This is a genomic window from Rhodococcus sp. NPDC127527 (assembly GCF_042672245.1).
Taxonomy (GTDB): domain Bacteria; phylum Actinomycetota; class Actinomycetes; order Mycobacteriales; family Mycobacteriaceae; genus Rhodococcus_G.
Window position 1 is genome coordinate 80,491 of record NZ_JBHXVP010000009.1, and the last position, 15,703, is coordinate 96,193.

Here is a 15,703-nt window from a genome sequence, read left to right on the forward strand (position 1 = left end):
TCAGTACTTCAGCAGGTTGGCGTCGTCGACCGAAGCCGAACGGCGGGAACGGAACATGGCCATGATGATCGCCAGGCCGACGACGACCTCGGCGGCGGCGACCACCATCGTGAAGAACGCGAATATCTGCCCGTCGAGGGTTCCGTGCATCCGCGCGAACGTCACGAAGGCGAGATTCGACGCGTTGAGCATCAACTCGATGCACATGAACACCACGATCGCGTTGCGGCGGATCAGGACACCACCCGCGCCGATGGAGAAGAGCAACGCGGACAGGTACAGGTAGTTGTCGGGGTTCATCGCGTCCCGTCCCCTCCTTGGTCGTCCGGTGAGCCGTGGTCGTCCGGTCCGGGATCGGCCGGGGTGGCGCGGGATTCGCGGGCCGCCGGACCCGCGTCGTCGTGGGCGCGGCGGCGTTGCAGGACCGCGCTCACCGACGACTGGGCGGCGGTGCCGTCCGGCAGCAGCGCGGGTAGGTGTACCGCGTTGTGCCGGGCGTACACGCCGGGGCTGGGCAACGGCGGGACCTGGACCCCCTCGCGAACCCGGTCCTGCGCCATCTGCCGCTGGGTCCGGCGCGGCTCGAACCGCTCCCGGTGTGCCAGTACCATCGCGCCGATCGTCGCGGTGATGAGCAGCGCGCCGGTGAGCTCGAAGGCCCACACGTAGCGGACGAAGATCAGATCGGCGAGGGCGGGGACGTTGCCGCCGGCGTTCGCCCGGTCGAGCCCGACGTAGCCGCCCGAGGCCTCGGACCTGGTGGTGAAGGCGTTGCCGAGTCCCGCGATCAGCAGGGTCCCGAATCCGATGCCCACCACCACCGCGGCGACCCGCTGCCCGCGGATCGTCTCCACCAGCGACTCGGAGGAGTCGACGCCCACGAGCATGAGGACGAACAGGAAGAGCATCATGACCGCGCCGGTGTACACGACGACCTGGACGACGCCGAGAAACACGGCCCCCTGGGCGATGTAGAAGACGGCGAGGATGATCATCGTGGTCGCGAGGAAGATCGCCGAGTAGACGGCCTTGGTCGCGCTCACCACGCCGATGGCGCCGATCACCGCGAGCGTGGCGAGAATCCAGAACTGCACCCCCTCGACCGTCGACGTCCTCGTGAAGGCCTCGGCGAGCAGTCCGGTCGCGGCGTCGTGGTTCACCGGACCGGACCTCCGCCGTAGTAGTCCTGCGCGGTGGTCCCCGGACGCATCGGGTGCGGCGCCGCCTCCATCCCCGGTTCGAGCGGCGCCAGCAGCCGGTCCTTGTCGAAGATCAGGTCGGCCCGGTTGTCGTCGGCCATCTCGTACTCGTTGGTCATGGTCAGTGCCCGCGTCGGACAGGCCTCGATGCACAGTCCGCAGCCGATGCACCGCAGGTAGTTGATCTGGTAGACGCGACCGTAACGCTCACCGGGCGAATAGCGTTCGTCGTCGGTGTTGTCCGCGCCCTCGACGTAGATGGCGTCGGCGGGGCACGCCCACGCGCACAGCTCGCAGCCGATGCACTTCTCGAGCCCGTCCGGGTAGCGGTTGAGCTGGTGCCTGCCGTGGTAGCGCCGCGCCGTCGGTGTCTTCTGCTCGGGGTACGACTCGGTGGCGGGTTTCTTGAACATCGTCGCCAGGGTCACACCGAAGCCCCCGAGCGGGGCGAGTAGCCGGCGGGCGAAGCCCGGGGACCTGCTGGGCGGGGAGTCAGTGCGCTGCGGCATCGCTGCCCTCCTGAGTCTCGTGGACGGGGGTCTCGGCGCGGGCGGCGGCCGGGACCAGGGCTCGGCGACGGCCCGGTGGGGTCTGTCCCGGCAGCGGCGGCACCGGGAACCCTCCCGCCATCGGTTCGAACGGGCCTGGTGGGGGAGCGGATTCGGGGCGGACGGAGCGGCGGCGCAGCAGCGCCCACAGCAGCGAGGCCGCCGCGGCCACGACGGCCGCCACGCCGACGACCGTGGTCGTCACCCGGAACTGGTCGACCGTCTCGCTGAGTTCGCGGACCGTGGCGACCACCATGACCCACAGCAACGAGGCCGGGATGAGCACCTTCCAGCCCAGCTTCATGAACTGGTCGTAGCGCAGCCGCGGCAGCGTCGCCCGCAGCCAGACGAACACGAACATGAAGATCCACACCTTCGCCACGAACCACAGCAGCGGCCACCAGCCGGAGTTCGCGCCCGACCACATGTTCAGCGGCCACGGTGCATGCCAGCCGCCGAGGAAGAGCGTGGTGGCCAGTGCGGACACCGTCACCATGTTCACGTACTCGGCGAGCATGAACATGGCGAACTTGAGCGAGGAGTACTCGGTGTGGAAGCCGCCGACCAACTCGCCCTCGGCCTCGGGGAGATCGAACGGGGCTCGGTTCGTCTCGCCGACCATCGAGGTGAGATAGATCAGGAACGAGGGCAGCAGCAGGAAGACGTACCAGTTGCCCTCCTGGGCGGCCACGATGCCGGAGGTGGACATGGTGCCGGAGTCGAGGAAGACCGCGGCGAACGACAGGCCCATCGCGATCTCGTAGGAGATGACCTGGGCGGTCGACCGCAGCCCGCCGAGCAGGGGATAGGTCGAGCCGGACGACCAGCCGGCCAGGACGATGCCGTACACCCCGACGGAGGCGACCGCGAGAACGTACAGGACGGCGACGTGCAGGTCGGTCAGTTGCAGGGGGGTCCGCGTCCCGAGGATCGAGACCTCCGGACCGAACGGGATGACGGCGAACGCCATGAACGCGGGCGCCGCGGCGATCACCGGCGCGAGGATGTAGATCGGCTTGTCCACGGCCCGCGGGACGATGTCCTCCTTGAGCGCGAGTTTGACGCCGTCGGCGATGCTCTGCAGCATGCCGCGTGGGCCCACCCGGTTCGGGCCGATCCGCATCTGCATCCGCGCCATGATCTTGCGTTCGAGGTAGACCATCGCGGTGGCGGTCAGCATGAGGAAGACGAAGATCGCGAGGGCCTTGAGCAGGATCAGCCACCACGGGTCGTGACCGAAGGCGGACAGGTCGGTGTAGGCGGTCATCGGCAGTCCCCGCCGTCCGCGTCGTCGTCGGTTCGCCTCTCGTACAGCTGGATCCCCACCACGTCGCCTGCCGTCGCGGCCAGGTGCCGGTGCACCTGGGAGCCGGGGGAGTTCAGCGGCAGCCACACCACCCGATCGGGCAAGTCGGTGATCGTCAGCGGCAGGGTGATCGCGCCGCGGTCGGTGCTGACCGTCACCAGATCGCCGTCACCGGCGTCGATCTCGGCGGCGGTGACGGCCGACAGGCGCAGTACCGGTCGCCGGGCCGTGCCTGCCAACTGCGGCTCCCCGTCCTGCATCCGGCCGGAGTCCAACAGCATTCGCCAGCCGGCGAGGATCGCCTCGCCGGGTCCCGGCGACCGCGTCGGCGCCGCGCCGACCGTGGGCGTCGCGGGGACCTCGCCGTGCCACGGGCCGAGTCCGGTGAGTTCGGTCCGCGCGGCGGCGGCATCGGGCAGTCCCAGCCGGGCGCCCATCGCCTCGGCGAGCGCGTCGAGCACCCGCTGGTCGGGCATCGAACCGGTGCCGCGCAGCGCCGCGGCGAACGGGCGTTGACGGCCCTCCCAGTCCAGGAAGATGCCGGGCTTCTCGGCCACGGGTGCCGCCGGCAGCACCACGTCCGCGACCTCGGTGACCGCACTGTGGCGAATCTCCAGGCTGACAACGAATTCCGCGGCGTCGAGCGCGTCCGCCGCCAACTGCGAGTCGGGCAGGTCGTCGATCTCGACGCCGCCGACGACCAGCGCGGCGATGTCACGGTCCCGCGTGGCCTCGAGAATGCCGGTCGTGTCGCGGCCGGGGCCCTCGGGCAGGCCCGTCAGACCCCACGCCTCGGCGACCTCGGCGCGGGCCGCGGGGTCGCGGGCGGGCCGGCCGCCGGGGAGCAGGTTCGCCGCGGCGCCCGCCTCGATCGCCCCGCGTTCACCGGCGCGCCGCGGTATCCACGCGAGCCGGGCCCCCGTCGCGTCGGCCAGCGCGGCCGCGGACGACAGCGCGCCCGGTGCCGCCGCGAGTCGCTCGCCGACCAGGATCACCGCACCCGGGCTTCCCAGCAGGTCGGAGTCGTGCAGGGAGTCGAGGACGGCGGACTCGTGTCCCGGGACCGCCTGCAGGAGAGTCCCCGACAGTTTGGTCAGCCCGGTGCTCGCGTACGGGGCGACGGCCAGCACCTTCAGGGCGCCGCGGCGCACCGCCTTGCGCAGGCGCAGGAAGACGATCGGTGACTCCTCCTCCGGCTCGAACCCGACCAGCAGCACGGCCGGCGCCGACTCGAGGTCCGTGTAGCTGACACCGTCCACCGGGCCGCGGCCGGCCACCCGGGCGGCCAGGAAGTCCGCCTCCTCCTGCGAGTGGTCCCGGACGCGGAAGTCGATGTCGTTGGTGCCCAGTGCGACTCGCGTGAACTTCGCGTAGGAGTAGGCGTCCTCCAGGGTGCACCGGCCGCCGACCAGCACGCCGGCTCGTCCGTGCGCGGCGGCCAGCCCGCGCGCGGCGACCGTCAGCGCCTCCGACCAGGACGCCGCCACCAGGGTGCCGCTCGCGTCGCGGATCATCGGCTCGGTGATCCGGTCCGGCTGGGTGGCGTAGGTGAACGCCCACCGCCCCTTGTCGCAGTTCCACTCCTCGTTGACCTCGGGATCGTCGCCGGCGAGCCGGCGCAGCACGGTGCCGCGCCGGTGATCGGTGCGTTGCGCGCATCCGCTGGCGCAGTGCTCGCACACGCTGGGGCTCGACACCAGGTCGAACGGTCGCGCCCGGAACCGGTAGGACGCCCCGGTGAGCGCCCCCACCGGGCAGATCTGCACGGTGTTGCCCGAGAAGTACGACTCGAAAGGCTCCTTCGCGTAGATGCCGACCTGCTGCAGCGCCCCGCGCTCGATCAGCTCGATGAACGGGTCGCCCGCGATCTGCTGGGAGAAGCGGGTGCACCGGGCGCACAGCACGCACCGCTCGCGATCGAGCAGCACCTCGCTGGACAGGGGGATCGGTTTGGGGAAGGTGCGTTTGACGCCGTGGAAGCGGGACTCGGCGCGACCGTTGGACATGGCCTGGTTCTGCAGGGGGCACTCGCCGCCCTTGTCGCACACGGGACAGTCCAGCGGGTGGTTGATGAGCAGCAGTTCCATCACACCCCGCTGGGCCTTGTCCGCCACCGGGGAGGTGAGCTGGGTGTGCACGACCATCCCCTCGCCGACCGTCGTCGTACACGAGGCGAGCGGCTTGCGCTGGCCCTCCACCTCCACCAGGCACTGGCGGCACGCGCCGACGGGGGCGAGCAACGGGTGGTCGCAGAATCGGGGGATCTGGATGCCGACCAGTTCGGCGGCCCGGATCACCAGGGTCCCCTTCGGCACGGCGACCTCGACGCCGTCGATGGACAGGGTCACCAGGTCCTCGGGGGCGGGCAGGCCCGTCGCGTCGCTGTCGGTGACGGTCGTCATCGGTCACCCCCTGCGGTGCGGCGCTGGGCCGTGAGCGTGGACTCGTGCGGGTCGAACGGGCATCCGCCCGACTCGACGTGTGCCAGGTACTCCTCACGAAAGTACTTGACGGAGGACGTGATCGGGCTGACCGCGCCGTCGCCGAGCGCGCAGAACGCCCGGCCGAAGATGTTGTCGGAGACGTCGAGCAATTTCTCCAGGTCCTGCTCGCTGCCCTCGCCGCGCTCGAGCCGGTCGAGGATCTGCACCAGCCAGTACGTCCCCTCGCGGCACGGCGTGCACTTGCCGCAGGACTCGTGCGCGTAGAACTCGCTCCAGCGCAACACGGTTCGGACGACGCAGGTCGTCTCGTCGAAGATCTGCAGGGCCTTCGTGCCGAGCATCGAGCCGGCTCCCGCGACGTGCTCGTAGTCGAGCGGGACGTCGAGGTGCTCCTCGGTCAGGATCGGGGTCGACGAGCCGCCGGGCGTCCAGAACTTCAACCGGTGGCCGGCGCGGACCCCGCCCGCGTAGCCGAGCAGTTCCCGCAGCGTGATGCCCAGTGGCGCCTCGTACTGTCCCGGGGTGGTGACGTGGCCGGACAGCGAGTACAGCGTGAATCCGGGGGACTCGACGGTGCCCATCGACCGGAACCAGTCGACGCCACCCCGGATGATCGGCGGCACGCTCGCAATCGACTCGACGTTGTTGACGACGGTGGGCGCGGCGTACAGGCCCGCCACCGCGGGGAACGGCGGGCGTAGTCGGGGCTGTCCGCGCCTGCCCTCGAGCGAGTCGAGCAGCGCGGTCTCCTCGCCGCAGATGTATGCCCCCGCGCCGGCGTGCACCACCAGGTCGAGGTCGTACCCCGATCCGAGGATGTCGCGGCCGAGGTACCCGGCCCGGTACGCCTCCGCGACCGCGGCCTGCAGGCGGCGCAGCACCGGCACGACCTCCCCGCGCAGGTAGATGAACGCGTGCTGGGCCCTGATCGCGTACGCGGCGATGATCGCGCCCTCGATCAGCGCGTGCGGCGTCGCCAGCATCAGCGGCATGTCCTTGCAGGTGCCCGGCTCGGACTCGTCGGCGTTGACCACCAGATAGTGCGGACGGTCGTCACCTTGGGGAATGAACGACCACTTGGTGCCGGTGGGGAAGCCGGCGCCGCCGCGCCCGCGCAGGCCGGCGTCCTTGACCGTCGCGATGATCTGGTCCGGGTCCGTCGCCAGTGCCGTGCGCAGCGCCTGGTATCCCTCGTGCCGTAGGTACGTGGCCAGGGTCCAGGACTCGGGTTCGTCCCAGTGCCGGCTCAGCACGGGGGTGAGCGACGACTCCGCGCCGAGCGTGCGGGCGACGCGCAGTCCCGCCAGCGTCGCTTCGCCGGCGCCGCCGGTCGATTCGAGCGCGCCGGGGCGCTCGTCGGGGAACCCGGCGAGGATCCGCGCGGTCTCGCGGAACGTGCACAGCGGCGCGCCCCGGGTGGGTGTGACCTGCTCGCCGGCGCGCAGCGCGTCCACGATCGCCGTCGCCGACTCCGGTGTCTGGTTGTCGAAGAACTCCCAGTTGACCGTCATCGCCGGGGCGTAGTCGCAGGCCGCGTTGCACTCGATGCGCTCGACGGTGACCCGGCCGTCGGCGGTGGTCTCGCCGGGGCCGATGCCGAGGTGCTGCTCGAGTGCCGCGAGGATGGCGTCGCCGCCCATGGTGGCGCACAGGGCGTTGGTGCAGACCCCGACGTGGTACTCCCCGGTCGGGTCGCGGCGGTACATCGAGTAGAAGGTGGCCACCGCGGCGACCTCGGCACCGGTGAGTCCGAGTGTGCCCGCGCAGAATTCGACGCCCGCGGGGGTGATGTACCCGTCCTCGGACTGGACCAGGTGCAGCAGGGGGAGCAGCGCGGACCGGGAGTTGGGGTAGCGGCCCACGATCGCCTTGGCGTCGATCTCGAGGCGGGCGCGCACCTCGGCCGGATACGACTGCCGGGCACCGGGTTTCACCAGCAGTCCCGGCTCGCCGGGCCTGCGGCCGAATTCGACGAACACGCGCTGGTCGCTCATCGGTCCACTCCGCCCATGACCGGGTCGATACTCGCGACGGATGCGATCACGTCCGCGACCATGCCGCCCTCGCACATGGCGGCGACGGCCTGCAGGTTGGTGAACGAGGGGTCGCGGAAGTGCACCCGGTAGGGGCGTGTTCCGCCGTCGCTGACCATGTGCACCCCCAGCTCGCCGCGGGGCGACTCGACCGACACGTACACCTGCCCGGCGGGCACCCGGATCCCCTCGGTGACCAGCTTGAAGTGGTGGATCAGCCCCTCCATGGAGGAGCCCATGATGTCGCGCACGTGGTCCGCGGAGTTGCCGAGCCCGTCGGGCCCGAGGGTCAGGTCGGCCGGCCAGGCGATCTTCTTGTCCTCGACCATGATCGGTCCGGGCCGCAGCCGGTCCAGGCACTGCTCGACGATCCCCAGCGACTGCGTCATCTCCTCGACCCGGATCCGGTAGCGGCCGTAGCAGTCGCCGCCGGTGTCGGTGACGACGTCGAACTCGTAGTTCTCGTAACCGCAGTACGGCTGCGACTTGCGAATGTCGTACGGCAGGCCGGTGGCCCGCAGGACCGGGCCGGTGACCCCGAGCGCCATGCAGCCGGTCAGGTCGAGACTGCCGATGCCGACGGTGCGGCCCTTCCAGATCGGGTTCTCGTTGAGCATCGACTCGAGGTCGCGCAGTCGTTTCGGCATGATCTCGAGCAGTTCGCGCACCTTCTCGACCGCGCCGTCCGGCAGGTCCTGCGACAGACCGCCGGGCCTGACGTAGGCGTGGTTCATCCGCAGGCCGGTGATCATCTCGAACACGTCCAGCACCAGTTCGCGTTCCCGGAACCCGAAGAGCATCGCGGTGACGGCGCCCAGTTCCATGCCGCCGGTGCCGAGCGCCACCAGGTGGGACGAGATGCGGTTGAGTTCCATCAGCAGCACCCGCACGACGCTCGCGCGTTCGGGGACCTGGTCGGTGATGTCGAGCAGCTTCTCGACCCCGAGGCAGTAGGCGGTCTCGTTGAAGAAGGGTGCGAGGTAGTCCATCCGGGTGACGAAGGTGACCCCCTGAGTCCAGTTGCGGTACTCCAGGTTCTTCTCGATCCCGGTGTGCAGGTAGCCGATTCCGCAGCGGGCCTCGGTCACGGTCTCGCCCTCGATCTCCAGGATCAGGCGCAGCACACCGTGTGTGGAGGGGTGCTGGGGTCCCATGTTGACGACGATGCGTTCCTCGCCGGAGACGGCACCGGGTATCGCCTCCCAGTCCTGACCGGTGACCGTGACGGTCGTCGTCGGTCGCTCCTCGGACGAGGCTCCTGTGGTGACGAGATCTGGCATCAGGTGTACGACCTCCGCTCGTCGGGCGGCGGTATCTGCGCGCCCTTGTACTCGACCGGGATGCCCCCGAGCGGGTAGTCCTTGCGTTGCGGGTGGCCGACCCAGTCGTCGGGCATCTCGATCCGGGTGAGCGCCGGGTGGCCGTCGAAGACGATGCCGAAGAAGTCGTACGTCTCGCGTTCGTGCCAGTCGTTGGTCGGGTACACCCCGACCAACGACGGGATGTGCGGGTCGGCGTCCGGAACCGAGACTTCGAGTCGGATTCGGCGATTGTGGGTGATCGACGTCAGCGGGTAGACCGCGTGCAGTTCGCGGCCGGAATCCGGCAGGTAGTGCACCCCGCTGACGCCGAGGCACAGCTCGAACCGGAGGTCCGGGTCGTCGCGGAGCAGGCGGGCGACCCGCGGCAGCGCCTCGCGCCGCACGTGCAGGGTCAGTTCGCCCCGGAAGACGACGACCTGTTCGATCGCCTCGTCGAAGCTGGTGCCGTCGTCGGCGAGGGCCGCCGCGAGATCGTCCGCGATCTCGTCGAAGTATCCGCCGAACGGGCGGGTTGCATTGCCCGGCAACGGGACCGGACGAACGAGGCGACCGTACCCGGACGTGTCGCCGGTGCCGTGCACCCCGAACATTCCCCGATCCGTGGTCATCGGAGCGGGCCCCCGAGAGCGGAGCCTGCGGAGCGACCCGGTGCGCCGAGAGCGGAGCCTCCGGAGCGGCCCGGTGCGCCGAGTTGGATGGTGGGCGTCGCCGCGAGTGCCGCCTCCTCGGCCGCCCGCGCGGCCTGTTCCCGGTTGACGCCCAACGGCATCTGCCCGATCTTCTCGTGCAGCTTCAGGATCGCGTGCAGCAGCATCTCCGGCCGCGGCGGGCAGCCGGGCAGGTAGATGTCGACCGGCACCAGGTGGTCGACCCCCTGCACGATCGCGTAGTTGTTGAACATGCCGCCGGAGGAGGCACACACGCCCATTGCGAGAACCCATTTCGGCTCGACCATCTGGTCGTAGACCTGCCGCAGCACCGGCCCCATCTTCTGGCTGACCCGCCCCGCCACGATCATCAGATCGGCTTGGCGGGGCGAGGCACGGAAGGCCTCCATGCCGAAGCGGGCGATGTCGTAGCGGGGGGAACCGGTGGCCATCATCTCGATCGCACAGCAGGCGAGACCGAAGGTCGCCGGCCAGAGCGACCCCTTGCGCAGGTACCCGGCCAGGCCCTCGACGGTGCTCAGCAGAAAGCCGCTCGGTAGCTGTTCCTCGAGACCCATGTGCGGTTCTGCTCCTTCTCGCTCGATCGGATGCGGCGGTGGCCGCCTAGTCCCAGCTGAGGCCGCCCCGTCGCCACTCGTACGCGTAGGCGACCGAGACGTTGAATATGAACACCGCCATCGCCACGAGACCGAATGCGCCGAGCGCGTCGAAGTGCACCGCCCACGGGTAGAGGAAGACGATCTCGATGTCGAAGATGATGAACAGCATCGCGGTCAGGTAGTACTTGACCGGGATGTATTGCCTGGTCGCTCCGCCGGCCTCGCCTCCCGTCGCCAGCGGGTACGGCGTCGGCTCGATTCCGCACTCGTACGCCTCGAGCTTGGCGCGGTTGTAGCGCTTCGGTCCCACGACCGCCGCGATGACGACCGAGACCATCGCGAACGCGACGGCGATCGCCCCGAGCACCACAATGGGCAGGTAGAGATTCATCCGGTCGACACCGCCTCTCGCCTGGGGAACGCGACAGCGAAGTGAGCTACGGCACAAGACTACCGGCGAAGGTCGTTCGCGGTGGGGTGAGCGGTGGGCGAGTCGCGTACCGAAATCATCCGGCAGGCAGACGAAGAGTCAACGGCGCCAAAGGGACTCCCGCTGTCGGGGGTGTCGGCGATCAGTCGGCGAGCCGGGCCCGCAGCAGGGAGACGACCGGCCCGGTCAGCCGTAGCGGGTCGATCGGGTGCGGCACCGCGGCCTCGGCCCGCGACCAGTTGGCCAGCCAGGCGTCGTCGGGCCTGCCGGTGAGCACCAGGATCGGTGGACAGTCCTCGATCTCGTCCTTGAGTTGCTTGGCGATCCCGAGTCCCCCCGCGGGCACCGCCTCGCCGTCCAGGATGGCCAGGGCGATACCGCCCGCGTCGAGGTGGGAGATCACGATCGGGGCGGTCGCGACCTCGACGAACTCGAGGTCCGGCAGGTCGGGGTGCGGTCGGGTGCCGAGCGCACGAACGACCTGCCTGCGGGTGTCGGCGTCGTCGCTGTAGACGAGTACGCGCAGCGGCGCGGTCACGGACTCACCGATCCCCGTCAGCCCGCGGCCCGCTCGCGTTCCTCACCCGTCTCGACCGCCGTCGGGTCGCCGATCAGGCCGGCCGCTCTGGCACGTTCGTAGCTCTGCAGGTGCTCGATGGCGTTACGTGCGAACACCTGCTGCTCGGTCGAGGCCATCTGGGCGCGGCCGCGGCCGACGAAGGTCACCGTCCAGGACAGGATGGTGGAGAACTTGCTGCGGAAGCCGACCAGGTACATCAGGTGGATGACCAGCCACATCAGCCAGCCGATGAAACCGGTGATCTCGAGCTTGCCGACCTTCGCGACCGCGCTGAACCGCGAGATCGTCGCCATCGAGCCCTTGTCGAAGTACTTGAAAGGCTGACGCGAGTCGACGGGCTGGCCCGCGACGGTGGCCTTGATCTGCTTGGCGGCGTACTTGCCGCCCTGCATCGCGACCTGCGCCAGACCCGGCAGATTGTCGAGCGACATCATGTCGCCGATCACGAACACGTTCGGGTGCCCGGGCAGGGAGAGGTCGGGGTTGACGTGCACGCGGCCCGCCCGATCGATCTCGGCGCCGGACTGCTCGGCCAGCTGCTTGCCCAGCGGGCTGGCCTGCACCCCCGCCGACCACACCTTGCACTGCGCGTCCAGCCGCCGCTCGGTGCCGTCCTTCTCCTTGACGACGAGTCCGTCCGCGTCGACGTCGGTGACCATCGCGTTCAGCTGGATCTCTACGCCCATCTTCTCCAGCCGGGCCGCCGCGTTGGCGCTGAGCTTGCCGCCGTACACCGGCAGCACCGCGGGGGCGCCGTCGAGCAGGATCACCCGCGCCTCGCCGGGGTCGATCTTGCGGAACGCGCCCTTGAGGGTCCGGTTCGCCAACTCGGCGATCTGTCCGGCCAGTTCGACGCCCGTGGGGCCGGCCCCGACGACGACGAAGGTGAGCAGGCGCGTGCGCTCCTCGTGGTCGTCGGACAGCTCGGCCTCCTCGAAGGCGCCGAGGATCCGGCCGCGCAGTTCGAGGGCGTCGTCGATGGTCTTCATGCCGGGCGCGTAACGGGCGAAACGGTCGTTACCGAAATAGGACTGCCCGGCGCCCGCCGCCACCACGAGGCTGTCGAACTCGGTGACGGTGGTGCGATCGAGGAGTTCGGAGGTGACGGTCTGTGCTTCGAGATCGATGTCCACCACGTCGCCGAGCAGAACCTCGGCGTTGCGCTGTTTGCGCAGCACCAGCCGGGTGGCGGGGGCGATGTCGCCGACCGACAGGATGCCGGTGGCCACCTGGTAGAGCAGCGGCTGGAAGAGATGGTGTGTGGTGCGGGCGATGAGGGTGACGTCCACGTCCGCGCGCTTGAGCGACTGGGCGGCGAACAATCCGCCGAAGCCGGATCCGATGACCACCACTCGATGGCGAGGCGACTGCTCCGACTGGACGCTCATGCGCACGCTCCTCCGCAATGTGGACGTTCGTTCTCACGGTAGTCGTGCGCACTCCTCGCGTCCTCGCGAACGGCGGTCGGGCGGCGTGTCGCAGGGCACTCGAAGACGTGGCACGATCGCGGAGGTGACCAGCAGAACCACCGCGGAGGAGCAACTGCGCGATCTGGCGCGGCTGCGCCGCGTCCGCGACCGGATGGACCGGGAGTACGCGCAACCGCTGGACGTCGAGGCGCTCGCCCGAGACGCGCACATCTCGGCCGGGCATCTCAGCCGCCAGTTCCGGCTCGCCTACGGCGAGTCGCCGTACTCCTATCTGATGACACGGCGTATCGAGCGAGCGATGGCGCTGCTGCGTCGCGGCGACCTCAGCGTCACCGAGGTCTGTTTCGCGGTCGGGTGTTCGTCGCTGGGCACGTTCAGCACACGGTTCACCGAACTGGTCGGGATGTCGCCCAGCGCCTACCGGGACCAGGCGCGGCCCGACGCGGAGATGCCGTCGTGCGTCACGAAGCAGGTGACCAGACCGATCAGGAATCGAGAAGCACCGGTGACGGGCCGCACGTAGCGTGGTCCGACGTGAACGTCACCGTTCACTCCAGCCCCCTCCCGCACCACGATCATGGAGACACGATGAGCATTGCCACGAGTACGGGCACGACGGGGCGCGCGCAGCGAGGGGGTGTGTCGCAGTCGCGCGACCTGCACCACGCCGACAGCCACGACGTGATCCGCGTGCACGGCGCGCGCGAGAACAACCTCAAGAACATCGACGTCGAGCTGCCGAAGCGTCGGCTGACGGTGTTCACCGGGGTCTCGGGTTCCGGCAAGAGCTCGCTGGTGTTCTCGACCATCGCCGCGGAGTCGCAGCGCATGATCAACGAGACCTACAGCGCCTTCGTGCAGGGCTTCATGCCGACGCTGGCGCGGCCCGACGTCGACGTGCTCGAGGGGCTGACGACGGCGATCATCGTCGACCAGGAGCGGATGGGCGCCAACCCGCGGTCCACGGTGGGTACCGCCACCGACGCGAACGCGATGCTGCGCATCCTCTTCAGCCGGCTCGGGGAGCCGCACATCGGTTCGCAGCAGGCGTTCTCGTTCAACGTCGCCTCGGTGAGCGGGGCGGGCGCGATCAGTGTGGAGAAGGCGGGCCGGACCGTGAAGGAGCGCCGTAGCTTCAGCATCACGGGCGGCATGTGCCCGCGTTGCGAGGGCATGGGCAAGGTCTCCGACTTCGACCTGACCGCGCTGTACGACGACAGCAAGTCGCTCAACGAGGGCGCGCTGACGATCCCCGGCTACAGCATGGAGGGCTGGTACGGCCGCATCTTCCGCGGCTGCGGGTTCTTCGATCCCGACAAGCCGATCGCCAAGTTCACCAAGAAGCAGCTGAGCGACCTGCTCTACAAGGAGCCGACCAAGGTCAAGGTCGAGGGCGTCAACGTCACCTACGAGGGTCTGATCCCGAAGATCCAGAAGTCGTTCCTGTCCAAGGACCGTGAGGCGATGCAGCCGCACATCCGGGCGTTCGTCGACCGGGCGATCACCTTCCAGATCTGCCCCGACTGCGAGGGCACCCGGCTCAGCGAACTTGCGCGGTCCTCGAAGATCAACGGCGCGTCCATCGCCGACGTATGCGCGATGCAGATCAGCGATCTCGCCGAGTGGGTGCGTGGAGTGGACGAGGAAGGCGTTGCGCCGCTGGTGAAGTCGCTGGGGGAGACGCTCGACTCGTTCGTCGAGATCGGGCTCGGCTACCTCAGCCTCGACCGCCCGGCGGGCACGCTGTCGGGCGGGGAGGCACAGCGGACGAAGCTGATCCGGCACCTCGGCTCCTCGCTCACCGACGTCACCTACGTCTTCGACGAGCCGACGATCGGTCTGCATCCGCACGACATCGCGCGGATGAACGACCTGCTGCTGCAGTTGCGGGACAAGGGCAACACCGTGCTGGTCGTGGAGCACAAGCCGGAGGCGATCGTGATCGCCGACCACGTCGTCGACCTCGGCCCGCGCGCCGGCACCGAGGGCGGCGAGATCGTTTTCGAGGGCACCGTGCAGGAGTTGCGGTCGAGCGGCACCCTCACCGGCAAGCATCTGGACGACCGCGCGTCGGTGAAGCCGTCGGTGCGGGTGTCCACGAGTGCATTGGAGGTGCGCGGCGCCGACACCCACAATCTGCGCGGCGTCGATGTCGACATCCCGCTGGGCGTGCTCGTGGTAGTGACCGGCGTGGCGGGTTCGGGCAAGAGCTCGCTGATCGGCGGCTCGGTGGCCGAGCGGGACGGCGTGGTGTCGATCGACCAGGGCGCGATCAAGGGTTCCCGGCGTAGCAATCCGGCGACCTACACCGGACTGCTGGACCCGATCCGGAAGGCGTTCGCGAAGGTCAACGGCGTCAAGCCCGGTCTGTTCAGCGCGAACTCCGACGGCGCGTGCCCCAACTGCAACGGCGCCGGCGTCGTGTACTCCGATCTGGCCATGATGGGCGGCGTGTCCGCTCCCTGCGAGGTGTGCGAGGGAAAGCGGTTCCAGGCGGAGGTGCTGGACTACCACTTCGGCGGCAAGGACATCAGCGAGGTGCTCGGGATGTCCGTGGCCCAGGCCGAGGCGTTCTTCGGTGGCGGCGGGCAGGAGCGAAGCGACGGGGGAAATGTCACCGGCGACGCGAAACTGCCCGCCGCCCACAAGATTCTGGCGCGGTTGGCGGACGTCGGGCTCGGCTACGTCAAGATCGGTCAGCCGCTGACCACGCTCTCCGGTGGTGAACGCCAGCGCCTCAAGCTCGCCACCCACATGGGGGAGAACGGCGACGTCTACATCCTCGACGAGCCCACCACCGGCCTGCACCTCGCCGACGTCGAGAACCTGCTCGGCCTGCTCGACCGCCTCGTCGACTCCGGCAAGTCGGTCATCGTCATCGAACATCACCAGGCCGTGATGGCGCACGCCGACTGGATCATCGATCTCGGTCCCGGAGCCGGCCACGACGGCGGTCGGATCGTCTTCGAGGGCACGCCCGCGGACCTCGTCGCCGCCCGTTCCACGCTCACCGGTGAGCACCTCGCGGCCTACGTGGGGAGCTGACCGAACTTCGTGGGCAGTTCGCGTGCGGGAAATATCACTTTCTCGAAAGTGGATATGTGATCAGTTCTTGTGATTCCCTTTAATCTCCATCCCTGTGAG

General features: G+C 69.4%; 14 protein-coding genes. 2 read left to right on the forward strand and 12 right to left on the reverse strand.

Features of this window, described 5'->3' with window-relative positions; genetic code table 11:
* The 12 genes from nuoK to ACFVH2_RS16330 all read right to left on the reverse strand — a co-directional run bounded on the left by nuoK (position 1) and on the right by ACFVH2_RS16330 (position 12,517).
* Positions 1 to 300 carry an NADH-quinone oxidoreductase subunit NuoK gene (gene nuoK / locus ACFVH2_RS16275; protein WP_378426503.1) on the reverse strand — a complete coding sequence of 100 codons (300 nt, stop codon included), beginning with the start codon at positions 298 to 300 and terminating at the stop codon, positions 1 to 3.
* Positions 297 to 1,160, reverse strand: a complete 864-nt coding sequence (locus tag ACFVH2_RS16280; RefSeq protein WP_378426505.1) for an NADH-quinone oxidoreductase subunit J — start codon at positions 1,158 to 1,160, stop codon at positions 297 to 299. Before ACFVH2_RS16280 ends, nuoK begins: the two co-directional genes overlap by 4 nt.
* Complete coding sequence (nuoI, locus tag ACFVH2_RS16285) at positions 1,157 to 1,708, reverse strand: NADH-quinone oxidoreductase subunit NuoI (protein ID WP_378426507.1); 552 nt, start codon at positions 1,706 to 1,708, stop codon at positions 1,157 to 1,159. The genes ACFVH2_RS16280 and nuoI overlap by 4 nt, the downstream gene beginning before the upstream one ends.
* Complete coding sequence (nuoH, locus tag ACFVH2_RS16290; RefSeq protein ID WP_378426509.1) at positions 1,692 to 3,014, reverse strand: NADH-quinone oxidoreductase subunit NuoH; 1,323 nt, start codon at positions 3,012 to 3,014, stop codon at positions 1,692 to 1,694. Before nuoH ends, nuoI begins: the two co-directional genes overlap by 17 nt.
* Positions 3,011 to 5,455: an NADH-quinone oxidoreductase subunit G gene (locus tag ACFVH2_RS16295; protein WP_378426511.1), complete on the reverse strand. Its 2,445-nt coding sequence runs from the start codon at positions 5,453 to 5,455 to the stop codon at positions 3,011 to 3,013. Before ACFVH2_RS16295 ends, nuoH begins: the two co-directional genes overlap by 4 nt.
* Entirely contained in the window at positions 5,452 to 7,491 is a 2,040-nt protein-coding gene (gene nuoF / locus ACFVH2_RS16300) for an NADH-quinone oxidoreductase subunit NuoF (protein ID WP_378426513.1), read from the reverse strand. The genes ACFVH2_RS16295 and nuoF overlap by 4 nt, the downstream gene beginning before the upstream one ends.
* Positions 7,488 to 8,810 (reverse strand): NADH dehydrogenase (quinone) subunit D, encoded by a 1,323-nt coding sequence (nuoD, locus tag ACFVH2_RS16305; RefSeq protein ID WP_378426515.1) that lies wholly within the window; start codon positions 8,808 to 8,810, stop codon positions 7,488 to 7,490. Before nuoD ends, nuoF begins: the two co-directional genes overlap by 4 nt.
* Positions 8,810 to 9,460, reverse strand: a complete 651-nt coding sequence (locus ACFVH2_RS16310) for an NADH-quinone oxidoreductase subunit C (RefSeq protein ID WP_378475713.1) — start codon at positions 9,458 to 9,460, stop codon at positions 8,810 to 8,812. Before ACFVH2_RS16310 ends, nuoD begins: the two co-directional genes overlap by 1 nt.
* Positions 9,457 to 10,077, reverse strand: a complete 621-nt coding sequence (locus ACFVH2_RS16315) for a NuoB/complex I 20 kDa subunit family protein (RefSeq protein ID WP_378426519.1) — start codon at positions 10,075 to 10,077, stop codon at positions 9,457 to 9,459. Before ACFVH2_RS16315 ends, ACFVH2_RS16310 begins: the two co-directional genes overlap by 4 nt.
* Before the next feature lie 46 nt (positions 10,078 to 10,123).
* Positions 10,124 to 10,510, reverse strand: coding sequence for an NADH-quinone oxidoreductase subunit A (locus ACFVH2_RS16320; RefSeq protein WP_378426521.1), 387 nt, complete (start codon positions 10,508 to 10,510; stop codon positions 10,124 to 10,126).
* 181 nt (positions 10,511 to 10,691) lie between these two features.
* On the reverse strand, positions 10,692 to 11,087 hold the full coding sequence (locus ACFVH2_RS16325) for a hypothetical protein (protein ID WP_378426523.1): 396 nt from the start codon (positions 11,085 to 11,087) through the stop codon (positions 10,692 to 10,694).
* A gap of 17 nt (positions 11,088 to 11,104) precedes the next feature.
* Positions 11,105 to 12,517 carry an NAD(P)/FAD-dependent oxidoreductase gene (locus tag ACFVH2_RS16330; protein WP_378426525.1) on the reverse strand — a complete coding sequence of 471 codons (1,413 nt, stop codon included), beginning with the start codon at positions 12,515 to 12,517 and terminating at the stop codon, positions 11,105 to 11,107.
* Positions 12,518 to 12,641: 124 nt separating this feature from the next.
* On the opposite strand from ACFVH2_RS16330, the gene ACFVH2_RS16335 reads away from it, so the two are divergent.
* Together ACFVH2_RS16335 and ACFVH2_RS16340 are read left to right on the forward strand one after the other, a co-directional pair.
* Positions 12,642 to 13,082, forward strand: a complete 441-nt coding sequence (locus ACFVH2_RS16335) for a helix-turn-helix transcriptional regulator (protein ID WP_378426527.1) — start codon at positions 12,642 to 12,644, stop codon at positions 13,080 to 13,082.
* A 65-nt stretch (positions 13,083 to 13,147) separates the two neighbouring features.
* Positions 13,148 to 15,604, forward strand: coding sequence for an ATP-binding cassette domain-containing protein (locus ACFVH2_RS16340; protein WP_378426529.1), 2,457 nt, complete (start codon positions 13,148 to 13,150; stop codon positions 15,602 to 15,604).
* The last annotated feature ends 99 nt before the right edge of the window (positions 15,605 to 15,703 follow it).